This window comes from Luteibacter sp. 3190 (assembly GCF_031456385.1).
In the GTDB taxonomy this organism is placed as follows: domain Bacteria; phylum Pseudomonadota; class Gammaproteobacteria; order Xanthomonadales; family Rhodanobacteraceae; genus Luteibacter.
In genome coordinates this window covers 903,277-914,458 of sequence record NZ_JAVDUO010000001.1, presented here as the reverse complement: position 1 = coordinate 914,458, position 11,182 = coordinate 903,277, and the positions used below count along the sequence as shown (strand labels likewise).

The following is an 11,182-nucleotide window of genomic DNA, read 5'->3' as shown; positions in this document are numbered from 1 at the left end:
GGGGGAACGCCGACATGACCCACATCGCCTGGTTCGTCTGCTGGACGTCCGCGCTGCTGCTGGTCCACGTCTTCGTGGGCTATCCGCTGATCGTATGGCTCCAGGCACGGCTGCGTCCGCGGCCGGTCGCGAGGCAGGCGATCCTGCCGCGCGTGAGCATCGTCGTCGCCGTCCACGACGGCGAGCGCTACCTGCGCGCGAAACTCGTCAACCTGCGCCAGCTCGACTACCCCTCGGAACTCGTGGAGATCGTCCTCGTCTGCGACGGTTGCCGTGACGGCACCGTCGGGATGGCACGCCGTTCGACGGACCCTCGGCTGACCGTGATCGAGCACCCGGAACGTCGCGGCAAGGCCGAGTGCCTCAACGACGCCGTGGCGGCCTCGACCGGTGACGTCCTGCTTTTCACCGACATCCGGCAACGCCTCTCTCCCGTGGCGCTCCGTGAACTGGTGGCGAACCTCGGCGATCCGACGGTCGGCGCGGTGGGCGGCGAGCTGCACATGGAAAACGTCCGCACCGGCTTCGCGCAGGGCGTGGACTTCTACTGGCGCTACGAAAAGACGATCCGCCATGCCGAGAGCCTGTCCGGCTCCACGATCGGCGTCAGCGGCGCGCTGTACGCGATGCGCCGCTCCCTCTTCCGTCCGCTGCCGCCGGGCACCGTGCTCGACGATGTCCTCGTCCCGATGCGCGTCGCGGCGCAGGGCAAGCGCGTCGTGTTCGAACCGAGGGCGATGGCGTGGGACCAGCCGTCGCAGGTGCCCGAGGACGAACGGCGCCGGAAGATCCGCACGCTCGCCGGCAACTTCCAGCTGATGCAGCTGGCGCCGTGGCTCCTCACGCCGTGGTCGAACCCGCTCTGGTTCCGCTTCGTCAGCCACAAGGTGCTGCGCCTGCTGGCGCCCTGGCTCATCGTCGCGCTGACGGTCAGCAGCGGCCTCCTCGTCACGCGCCATCCGATGTACGCGCTCGCGTTCGGCGGACTGGTCGGCGGCCTGCTGCTCGTCGGCGTCGCGCGCCTTCGCCCGCCGCTCGGTCGCCTGCTGCCACTGCGCATCGCCGTGGCCTTCTTCTACCTCAACCTCTTCGCCGCCCAGGCCCTCCTCGCCTTCGCACGCAACCGCAGGCTCCATCTATGGTGAACGACATGACCACGCGCGGCGCGCCCGGCATCCGCGGCCGGCTCGGCGAACTGTGCTATTCCAGCGGACTGCTGCATTCGCTGCAGCGAGTCCGCGCCTGGTGGCAGCGCGACCTGCGCATCCTCGCCTACCACCGCGTGATGCCGCTGCCCGATCCGGACACCTACGAGTTCGACCTCGAGCTCATCAGCACGCCACCGGCGGAGTTCCGCGAGCAGATGCTGCGGATCAAGCGCTATTTCCGGCCGATGCGCCTGACCGACATCGTCGCCGCGCTCGACGCCGGCGAAGCGCTGCCGCCCGACACCGTCGCCGTGACGTTCGACGACGGCTACGACGACAACTATCGCATCGCGGCCCCGATACTCGACGAGGTCGGCGTGCCCGCCACCTTCTTCGTGTCCACGGGCCACATCGACAGTGGCCGGCCGTACGCGTACGACTGGCTCGTCCACATGATCCTGCTGACCCGGGCGGAGCGGCTGGTGCTGCCGGAGCTGGGCATCGACATCGCGCTGCCGCCCGTTCGTGCCCAGCGCCGGCGTATCGCCGGCAACGTGCTGCTGCGCATGAAGTGGCTCGACGCCTTCGGCCAGTCCGCGATGATCGCGAGGCTCGAAGCGGAGTGGGACATGCCCTCCGCGCAGGCGCGGCCCGTGGACTGCCGGCCCATGACCTGGGCGCAGGCGCGCGAGATGGAATCGGCGGGACTTGAATTCGGTTCGCACGGCGTGCACCACCGCATGCTCGCGCGGCTGCCGCAGGACGAGATGGTCCGCGAGATCCGCGAATCGAAAGCCACCCTCGATCGCGAGCTGCGCAATCCGGCCATCCTGATGTCCTACCCGGTCGGTGGCGACCGCGCCTATAACGACGCCGTCGTCGACGCCACCCGCAACGCGGGCTTCCAGCTCGCATGCAGCTACGTCTGCGGCACGAACGCGGAGCCCAGCGAGAACCGCTATTCGCTGTATCGCCTGCCGGTGGAGAGCAACATGGGCCCGGGCTGGTTCGCCGCGATGCTCGCCCTGCCCCAGCTGATGAGCTATCCCACCGCGGCCCACGAAGCCACCGGCCCGGCGGTGCAGCCATGTTCCCCCTGATCCTCCTCTATGTGGTGCTGACGATCATCCGGCCGCAGGATTACGTGCCGGGTCTCGACACCGTGCCGATCCTCCCGGTCGTCCTGATGCTCGCCTTCGTTGCGTGGCTCGCGTCGAAGGCGAAGACGTTCGAGGCGCCGCAGTTCGTCATCCTTCCCGCATTCCTGCTGATCCTCATGATCTCGCAGGTCACGAACGGGTGGAGCGGCGGCGCCGTCGACGAACTCGCCCGCTTCGGTCCCGTCGTGATCGCCTTCTTCGTGTTCGGTGCCGCGTGCAGCACCCAGAAACGGGTGCGCATCGCCATGGTCGTCTTCGTGGCCTGCGCGTCGGTGCTCGCGCTGCACGGCGTCGAGCAGGCGAAGACGGGCATGGGCTGGACCGGGATCCCGCTCGGCGAAGGCGGCCGCATCCAGTACGTCGGTATCTTCAACGATCCCAACGACCTCGGCCTGCTGTTCGCCGCGACGCTGCCGATGGCCGTGTTCCTCGGCCGCCGGGGCGCCGGCGCGATGCGCTTCGTCTGGCTGGGCGCCGCGATGCTGCTGCTTTATGGCACCTACCTGACCAATTCGCGCGGCGCGATGCTCGCCGTGCTGGTCGTCGCGGGCTGTTACCTCTGGTACCGCAAGGGCATCGTGGTCGCGGGAACGCTCGGTGTGCTCGGGCTCGCCGCGATGAAGCTCCTCTCGTCGCGCATGGACGAACTGGACGCGGGCGAGGAATCGGCCGCCGGCCGTGTCGACGCCTGGTACGCGGGGCTGGAGATGTTCCGCGAAAATCCGGTCTTCGGTGTCGGCGCCGGTAACTTCACCGAGTACAACGAACTCACCGCCCACAACTCGTTCGTGCTCGTCCTCGCCGAAACCGGCTTCGCGGGGTTCGTGCTGTGGCTCGCCTTCGTCGGCTACGGCTTCTGGATGATGCTCTCCATCGTGCGCCACCGCCACGTGCCATCCGCCGACGCCTCCGTCGAGGCGCAGTGGACCACCGAGCGGCAGATGGCGCTGACGCTGCTGCTGTCGCTGTGCGGCCTGTTCGCGGCCGCGTTCTTCCTGAGCCGCAGCTACATGGTCGTCCTCTACCTCATCGCCGCCCTCGTCGCGGGCCACTACGTCGGCGCGCGCCGCCGCTGGCCCGACCTGCCCGCGTTCCGCCTTTCCGACGGCGGCTGGCGCTGGGTGCCCGCGGGCGCCTGCGGCGTCTTCGGCCTGTTCGTCCTCGTCGCCGTGCTGCTGCGAACCACATGAAGACCTACGAGACATTGCTGCGCCACGTTCTCTGGCCCGCCTACGAGGGCGGCCTCCGCCGTCGCGAGACGCCGCGGCACATGCGTCGCTACGAGCGCGACCAGTGGCTCGCGCCCGCGGAGGTGCGGGCGCTGCAGTTCGAGCGCCTGAAGCGCCTGCTCGAATGGTGCTGGCGCGAGGTGCCCTACTACCGCCGTCGCTGGACGCAGGCCGGCATCGCGCCCGGCGACATCCGCAGCCTCGACGACTACGCGCATCTGCCCGTGCTGACGAAGGCCGACATTCGCGACAACGCGGAGGACATCAAGGCCACGTCGCTGAAGGATGACCTGGGCTACAAGGCCACCGGCGGCTCCACCGGCGAACCGCTGCGCTTCGGTTTCACGCGCGAGAGCAACGATCGCCGCGTGGCGGTCATGTGGCGTGGCTACGGCTGGGCCGGTTCGCGCATGGGCCGGCGCACGCTGTTCCTGTGGGGCGGCGCGGTGGGCCAGCCGAGCGTCGCGCACCGGATGAAGGACCGCGTGTACAACGCCGTCTTCGCGCGCCGCCTGCTCGACAGCTTCCACATGAGCGAGTCGAGCATGGCGGATTACGCGGACGCGATCGACGACTACCGCCCCGAGGTCGTGGTCGGTTACGTGGGGCCGCTGGTCCGCCTCGCCGAGTGGCTGCTCGCGAACGGCCGCCAGGTGCATCGCCCGGCGTCGATCATCGGCGCGGCCGAGGCGTTGCATCCGTTCCAGCGCGAGATCATCGAGAAGGCCTTCGGCGCGCCGGCGTTCAACACCTACGGATGCCGCGAGTTCATGCTCATCGCGTCCGAATGCGAGCACCGCCAGGGGCTTCACGTGAATGCCGACCACCTGCTGGTCGAAACGCTGGACCCCGATGGCATGCCCATCCACGCGGGCAGCGGCGAGGTCGCCATCACCGACCTGTTCAACTACGGCATGCCGTTCATTCGCTACGTCAACGGCGACATGGCCACCCATGCGACGGACGCCTGCCCCTGCGGACGCGGCCTGCCGCTCCTCGCGTCCGTGGACGGGCGCAAGCTCGACGCCATCCGCACGCCGGCGGGTCACGTCCTTCCCGGCGAGTTCTTCCCGCACATGCTCAAGGACGTTCCAGGCCTCGCGCGCTTCCAGCTCGTGCAGCGCCGGCTCGATCGGCTCGACCTCTCCATCGTGCGCGGCCGTGGCTTCGAGGACGCCTCGCTCGATTACATCCGTCGCGAGGTGGCCCGGGTGCTGGGCGACAGCGCCGAGCTGCACTGCCACTTTGTCGACGACATCCCGCTGACCCGCAGCGGCAAGCTGCGCGTCACCGTTTCGGAGCTGGCCCCGTGAACATCACCCACTTCGTCGAGAACCTGAATCGCGGCGGCCTCGAGCGCATGGTGCTGGACCTCGTCAAGGAACAGCACCGCCTCGGTCACAAGGTCCAGGTGGTCTGCCTGTTCGAGCGCGGCACGCTGGCGGTGGAACTGGACGCGCTCGGCGTGCCGGTCACGGCCTGCCACAAGCGCAAGGGCTTCGACCTGCGCGCCCTCGGCCATGCGCGTGCGGCACTGGCGGGGCATTACACCGAGGTCCTGCATACCCATAACGCCGTGGCGCACTACCAGGCCGTGCTCGCCAGCGCCGGCATGGGCATCCGCCAGGTCGTCAACACCCGCCACGGCATGGGTGCCCAGCGCAAGCCTGGTCGGCGCGAATGGCTGTTCCGCCGCGCGCTCAAGGCCACCGACGCCGTGGTCGCGGTGTGCGAAGCCGCCCGCAGCGACGCCGTGCGTCGCGGCATCGCACCGGCGGCCAAGACCTGCGTGGTGCCCAACGGCATCGTGCTCGACGGATTCGACACGGCGTCGGACGCCATGCACGAGCGCCTCGCGCACATGATCCGCGTGCCGCCCGGCACGCGGATCATCGGCACGGTCGGCCGCCTCAACTGGGCGAAGGACCAGGCCAGCCTGATCCGCGCCTTCCGCATCGTCCGTCATGCGCGGCCCGACACGGCGCTCGTGCTGGTCGGCGACGGGGAGCTGCGCGCGACGCTGCGTGCCGCCGCGTTCGACGAAGGCGTCGCCGGCTGCGTGCACTTCCTCGGCGACCGCGACGACGTGCGCGAACTGCTGCAGGGCTTCGACGTGTTCGCGCTGTCGTCGGTGACCGAGGGCTACTCCATGGCGCTGCTCGAGGCCTGCGCCGCCGGCCTGCCGATCGTCGCCACCGACGTCGGCGGCAACGCCGAGATCGTCCGCGACGAGGCCACCGGACGCCTCGTCCCGCCCTGCGACCCTCCCGCGCTGGCCGCCGCGATCCTGGAGATGCTGCACGCCTCGACCCGGGCGAACACGCTCGGGCGCGCCGCGCGCGCATGGGTCGAAACGCATGGCTCCATGGAGGCCATGGCCGCGCGTTATGGACAGCTTTACTTCGGCGACATGGAGACCACCCGATGAAGATCCTCGTGGTGACCAACCTCTTCCCCACACCGTGGGACCCGCGCCGCGGCGCGTTCAACCGCCAGCAGTTCCAGCGGCTCGGCGACCGCCACGAGGTCGACGTGCTCACCGCCGTCGACTTCCGCGAACGCGCGGGCGGTCCGAAGGAAGACGTGCGCGTCCCGGGCGTGCGCACCGATCACTTCACGTTCTACCACCCACCCGGCTTCGCACGGTTCCTCAACGCCTTCTGCTTCTTCGCCTGCATGATGTGGCAGCGCGGTGGCGAACTGCGCAGGGCCCGCTACGACGTGATGCTCGCCAGCTGGGCGTATCCCGACGCCGCCGGCGCGGCGTGGGTCGCACGGCTTCTCGGCATTCCCTACGTGGTGAAAGTGCACGGCAGCGATCTCAACGTGCAGGCGGAATCGCGCCTGCGCCGCCCGCAGATCCGTTCGGCGCTGCGCGGGGCCGGCGGCATCATCGCCGTCAGCCGCGCGCTCGCGGCCAAGGCCAACGCGCTCGGCGCGCGCCGCGAAGCGGTCGAGGCGATCTACAACGGCGTGGACACGAAGCTCTTCCACCGTGGCGACCGCCGCGCGGCGCGCGCGCGTCTCGGGTTGCCGCCCGAGGTACCCATCGTGCTGTACGCCGGCAACCTGAAGGCGACGAAGGGCTGCCACGACCTCATCGAAGCGTTTCCCGCGCTGGTCAGGCGCCACCACGACGCACGCCTCGTCTACGTCGGGGACGGCCCGTGCCGCGCGAACCTTGAGGACCGCGCCGCGTCGCTGTGCTGCGCGCCCGCCGTGCGCTTCGCGGGCGCCGTCGACCATGCCGCGCTGGCCGACTGGTTCGTCGCCGCCGATGTCCTCTGCCTGCCGAGCCACAACGAAGGGGTGCCCAACGTGATCCTCGAGGCCATGGCCTGCGGCACGCCCGTGGTCGCCAGCAGCGTCGGCGGCATTCCCGAGGTGCTGCCCACGCACGCGGGCATCCTCGTCCCGCCGCACCAGCCGCACGAACTTGGCGTGGCGCTGGTCGAAGCCTTCGAACGACACTTCGATCCCGCGGCGATCGCGGCGCACGCCGCCACCTTCCGCTGGGACGAGAACATCGACCGGCTGGAGCGTATGCTCGGCCGTGTCGCCGCCGGGTCCCCGGCCCATCTTGGCGCGAACGCATGAACTGGAAACCGAAACGACAGGACCTGCTCGGCCTGCTGCCCGAGAAGCTGGTCATGACGCGCACGCGCGACGCCGCGCTGCGTTACCTGAGCTTCGACGACGGCCCCGAACCGGGCCACACCCCGAAGCTGCTCGACACGCTCGCCCGCCACGAGGTCAAGGCCAGCTTCTTCCTTGTCGGCGAGAAGATCGAGCAGTACCCCGAAATCGTGCAGCGGATCGTCGCCGAGGGCCACATGATCGGCAACCATTCGTACAGCCACTGGTCGTTCGACAACATGAACCTCACGAAGCAGCTCGACGAGGTCTACCGTACCGACGCCCTGCTGCGCCTGTTCGACGACCGGCCGCACCATCGCATGCGACCGCCGCACGGTTACGTCGGCGCGCAGCTGCTCGCTCACTTCGCGAGGCGCAAGCGCAGCCTGGTGTACTGGTCGTACGACAGCCTCGACTACCAGGACCGGCCCGTCGAGGCCCTGATCGCCCGCCTGCGCGACGATCCGCCCGCGCCCGGCGACATCGTGCTCATGCACGACGACAGCGACAAGGCCGCCGACGCGCTCGACGTGCTGCTGCCGGAATGGCTCGCGCAGGGCATGCGCTTCGCCGCGCTGCCCGGGAGCGCCCGGTGAGGATCCTCTACCACCACCGAACGCGCGGCCGGCACGTCGAAGGCGTGCACATCCGCGGCATCGTCGGCGCGCTGCGCGAACTCGGCCACGAGGTCGACGTCATGTCGTTCCCCGGCGCCGACCCCGAACGCGAGACCGAAACCACGGCGACGCCCGGTCGCGGGCGCCTCGCCGGCCTCGTCACCCGCTTGCCCGGCGTGGTGTTCGAGCTCTTCGAGCTGCTCTACAACGCGGTGACGATGCTGCGCATGCGTCGCGCCTGGCGCGCCGCACCGCCGAAGCTCATCTACGAGCGTTATTCGCTCTTCCTCTTCGCCACCATCTGGATGGCGCGCCGGCGCGGCATCCCCGTCGTGCTCGAAATCAACGACTCGGCGCTCGTCGACCGCGTCCGCCCCCTCACCATGAAGCGCCTCGCGCGTCGCATCGAGGGCTGGTGCCTGCGCCACGCCACGGGTCTGGTGTTCATCTCGACGTACTTCCGCGACCTCGCCGAAGCGGCCTACGGCGACATCGCGCCGAGCGTCGTCTCCCCGAACGCGGTCGACCTGCCGCGCTTCGATCCGGCGAAGTTCGATCGGGAACGCCTTCGCGCGGAGCGCGGACTCACCGGCCGCACGGTATGCGGGCACATCGGCGCGTTCGCGCACTGGCACGGCGTCGACGGATTCGTCGAGGCCATCGCGAACCGCCTCGACGCGGTTCCCGATCTGGCGCTGGTCTTCGTCGGTGACGGCAAGACGCTGCCCGCCGTGCGGACGCTGATCGCCGCGCGGGGCCTCGCGGACCGCGTGCTGTTGCCGGGCCGTGTCCCCCATGAGGAGGTGGCCAGCTGGATCGCCTGCATGGACTATGCCGTCCTGCCGAATTCCAACCACTACGGCTCTCCCATGAAACTGTTCGAGTTCATGGGCATGGGGGTCGCCGTGGTCGCGCCGGATTACGCACCGGTGGCCGAGGTGATCGCCGATGGCCACACGGGCTGGCTGTTCCCGCGTGGCGACGCCGCGGCCTGCGTCGAGCGCGTGCTCGAACTGGCGCAGCGTTCCGACGAACGCAGGCGCGTGGGTGACGCCGCGCGACACTACATCGCCAGCGAGCGGCAATGGCGCAACAACGCCGAGCAGTTGCTCACGCTGGTCCCGACCGGAGCCAACGTGTGATCGTCGCCACCCTGCTCGTGCTCCTCCTGTTCGCCGCCGCGGCGCTCACCGTCGCCATCCGCGCGCGCAACATGCAGTACTGGCTCTGGGGCTACCTCACCCGGCGCAAGCCGCCGCGTGTCGATGGGCCGGTGCACGTCCTGTTCTGCTTCGTCGACCATTTCGAACCGAACTGGGGCCGCGTGGACATGGACACGCAGCGCTGTCGCGTCGACCGCTGGTGCACGGAATACCGGGCCATGGCCTCCCGCCATCGCGACGCCGACGGCGTCATGCCGCAGCACTGCTTCTTCTACCCCGAAGAGGAGTACGTCGAGGAACACCTCGACAAGATCGCCACCCTCTGCGCCGACGGCTTCGGCGAGATCGAGATCCACCTGCACCACGACAACGACACGCCCGAGAATTTCGTCGTCACCATGGACCGCTTCAACCGCCTGCTGCACGAGAAGCACGGGGCGCTCCCGCGCGATCCGGTGACAGGCCAGCTGCGCTTCGCGTTCATCCACGGCAACTGGTGCCTGGACAACTCGCGGAAAGACGGCCGCTGGTGCGGCATCGACAACGAGCTGGTCCTGCTGCGCGAACTGGGCTGCTACGCCGATTTCACCCTGCCGTCGGCCCCCAGCGATACGCAGACCCGCCTCTCCAATGCGATCTATTACGCCACCGACGACCCGCACAAGCCGAAGTCGCACGACACCGGCGTGCCCATGCGCGTCGGCGGCGCGCCCACCGGCGACCTGCTCATCATCCAGGGGCCGCTGGGCCTGAACTGGAAGGACCGCCGCTTCGGCATCATTCCGCGCATCGAGAACGCCGACGTCCGCCGCGGCTGCCCACCAACGAAGACCCGCGTCGATCAATGGGTACGCACGGGCATCCACGTCGAAGGCCGCCCCGAGTGGGTCTTCGTCAAGGTGCACACGCACGGCACGCAGGAGCGCGACATGGACACCCTCCTCGGCAAGCCCGTCGACGACATGCACACCTACCTGGAAACGGCGTACAACGACGGCCGGCGCCACGTGCTCCACTACGTCACGGCGCGCGAGATGTACAACATCGCGAAAGCGGCCGAAGCCGGCATGACGGGCGATCCCGGCCGGTACCGCGACTTCGAACTCGGCAAGCCGGGCAAGGTGGAGGCCCCGCCGTCGCTGGCGGCCGTGTAGCGTCTCGCGATGCCGCCGTGGCGTCGCGTAGAGCGCCGTCGGTCGCCAGCCTCGCCGCTCCGGCTGCACCGTCGCTTGGGAAAGGAGGCCGCTGCGCGGCAGTGTCCGATGGCTTCGCCCCGGCGCGCCCGCGTGGCGAACGGGGGTTTTCGACTCGACATCCTGTCTCGGCGAAAACGGCCGGCCATCCATGGCCGGCCCCGCTGCGCGGCCTGATCCGATCGCCACGCTCGGTTTCGCAAGTCGCAGCGAGGCTGTCGACCGACGACGCACCCACCCGGGTCGTGGTCATGGAGAAAAGCACCGCGACGCGCCTATGTGGGAGCCGATCGTATCGGCGATCCCGCGCCAGCGGGCCATCTCGCCGCACGAACCCTCGGTCGTCGGCAGAGCCGTCGGCCCTCACCCTCGCCGCGACTTGTGGAAGCGAGGACTTCGCGCGGAACGGGCCGCGAAGCGGGGCCGGCCAGGAAGGCCGGCCGTTTTCGCCGAGGCAGGAGGCCGAGTCGAAAACCCCCGCGCGAAGGCCGGTCGCGCCGGGGCGCAGCCATGGGACACTGCCGCGCAGCGGCCTCCTTTCCCAAGCGACGCTGCAACTCGGAGCGGCGAGGGTGAGGGCCGACGGCTCTTCGCCTCGCCGCACGCGTGTCCGCCGCGTTGCACGACATGCACCGCCTCCACTAGCATCCCCGGCATGCAGCGCCGCCCTTCCACCTTGCTCGACCGCCTCCGCCGCCATCGCGGCGTGTGGGTGCTCGCGCTTGCGGTGCTGCTGTTCAAGGTGGCGATGTCGACCGCGTGCGTGCTCGATGGGCCGCGCGTCGCGTTCGCCGCGGACGCGGGGACCGCCGTCGTCGCCATCGCGGATGCGACGGATGGCGGCGGCGATGCCTGCCTCGCCGGTGAAGGTGGCGGCTGCCATTGCAGCTGCGCGCATGCCGTGGCGTTACCCAGCAGCGTGAGCGTCGCGACGTTCGGGGTGCCGCCGTCGCCGCTGCGCGCGGCGCTTCCCGACGCGCCCACGCCCGCGTTCCGCCAATCCCTCCTGCGCCCTCCGATCGCCTGATTCCGTCCC

Annotated in this window: 10 protein-coding genes; all 10 read left to right on the top strand. The window is 69.7% G+C overall.

What is annotated here, in order from left to right:
- The first annotated feature begins 14 nt into the window (after positions 1-14).
- The 10 genes from J2X58_RS04365 to J2X58_RS04320 all read left to right on the top strand — a co-directional run bounded on the left by J2X58_RS04365 (position 15) and on the right by J2X58_RS04320 (position 11,173).
- The gene (locus J2X58_RS04365) at positions 15-1,145 is read left to right on the top strand and encodes a glycosyltransferase family 2 protein (protein WP_310046599.1); all 1,131 of its coding nucleotides are present in this window, start codon (positions 15-17) and stop codon (positions 1,143-1,145) included.
- Between the two features lie 5 nt (positions 1,146-1,150).
- Positions 1,151-2,248: a polysaccharide deacetylase family protein gene (locus J2X58_RS04360; RefSeq protein ID WP_310046597.1), complete on the top strand. Its 1,098-nt coding sequence runs from the start codon at positions 1,151-1,153 to the stop codon at positions 2,246-2,248.
- Positions 2,236-3,498, top strand: a complete 1,263-nt coding sequence (locus J2X58_RS04355; protein WP_310046595.1) for an O-antigen ligase family protein — start codon at positions 2,236-2,238, stop codon at positions 3,496-3,498. The genes J2X58_RS04360 and J2X58_RS04355 overlap by 13 nt, the downstream gene beginning before the upstream one ends.
- Positions 3,495-4,850, top strand: coding sequence for a phenylacetate--CoA ligase family protein (locus J2X58_RS04350; RefSeq protein ID WP_310046593.1), 1,356 nt, complete (start codon positions 3,495-3,497; stop codon positions 4,848-4,850). Before J2X58_RS04355 ends, J2X58_RS04350 begins: the two co-directional genes overlap by 4 nt.
- Positions 4,847-5,965, top strand: coding sequence for a glycosyltransferase (locus J2X58_RS04345; protein WP_310046591.1), 1,119 nt, complete (start codon positions 4,847-4,849; stop codon positions 5,963-5,965). The genes J2X58_RS04350 and J2X58_RS04345 overlap by 4 nt, the downstream gene beginning before the upstream one ends.
- Positions 5,962-7,134 (top strand): glycosyltransferase family 4 protein, encoded by a 1,173-nt coding sequence (locus J2X58_RS04340; RefSeq protein WP_310046589.1) that lies wholly within the window; start codon positions 5,962-5,964, stop codon positions 7,132-7,134. Before J2X58_RS04345 ends, J2X58_RS04340 begins: the two co-directional genes overlap by 4 nt.
- On the top strand, positions 7,131-7,769 hold the full coding sequence (locus J2X58_RS04335; RefSeq protein ID WP_090053668.1) for a polysaccharide deacetylase family protein: 639 nt from the start codon (positions 7,131-7,133) through the stop codon (positions 7,767-7,769). The genes J2X58_RS04340 and J2X58_RS04335 overlap by 4 nt, the downstream gene beginning before the upstream one ends.
- A complete protein-coding gene (locus J2X58_RS04330) occupies positions 7,766-8,932 on the top strand; it encodes a glycosyltransferase family 4 protein (protein WP_310046587.1) in 1,167 nt (388 codons plus the stop codon). Before J2X58_RS04335 ends, J2X58_RS04330 begins: the two co-directional genes overlap by 4 nt.
- Positions 8,929-10,107 carry a hypothetical protein gene (locus J2X58_RS04325; RefSeq protein WP_310046586.1) on the top strand — a complete coding sequence of 393 codons (1,179 nt, stop codon included), beginning with the start codon at positions 8,929-8,931 and terminating at the stop codon, positions 10,105-10,107. The genes J2X58_RS04330 and J2X58_RS04325 overlap by 4 nt, the downstream gene beginning before the upstream one ends.
- A gap of 694 nt (positions 10,108-10,801) precedes the next feature.
- The gene (locus tag J2X58_RS04320; RefSeq protein ID WP_090053673.1) at positions 10,802-11,173 is read left to right on the top strand and encodes a hypothetical protein; all 372 of its coding nucleotides are present in this window, start codon (positions 10,802-10,804) and stop codon (positions 11,171-11,173) included.
- Positions 11,174-11,182 lie beyond the last annotated feature (9 nt).

What these genes read in the sequence shown, in the direction of transcription:
- J2X58_RS04350 (WP_310046593.1), top strand. Translation starts at nt 3,495, where the DNA reads ATGAAGACCTACGAGACATTGCTGCGCCACGTTCTCTGGCCCGCCTAC.
- J2X58_RS04340 (WP_310046589.1), top strand. Translation starts at nt 5,962, where the DNA reads ATGAAGATCCTCGTGGTGACCAACCTCTTCCCCACACCGTGGGACCCG.
- J2X58_RS04320 (WP_090053673.1), top strand. Translation starts at nt 10,802, where the DNA reads ATGCAGCGCCGCCCTTCCACCTTGCTCGACCGCCTCCGCCGCCATCGC.
- J2X58_RS04365 (WP_310046599.1), top strand. Translation starts at nt 15, where the DNA reads ATGACCCACATCGCCTGGTTCGTCTGCTGGACGTCCGCGCTGCTGCTG.
- J2X58_RS04360 (WP_310046597.1), top strand. Translation starts at nt 1,151, where the DNA reads ATGACCACGCGCGGCGCGCCCGGCATCCGCGGCCGGCTCGGCGAACTG.
- J2X58_RS04355 (WP_310046595.1), top strand. Translation starts at nt 2,236, where the DNA reads ATGTTCCCCCTGATCCTCCTCTATGTGGTGCTGACGATCATCCGGCCG.
- J2X58_RS04335 (WP_090053668.1), top strand. Translation starts at nt 7,131, where the DNA reads ATGAACTGGAAACCGAAACGACAGGACCTGCTCGGCCTGCTGCCCGAG.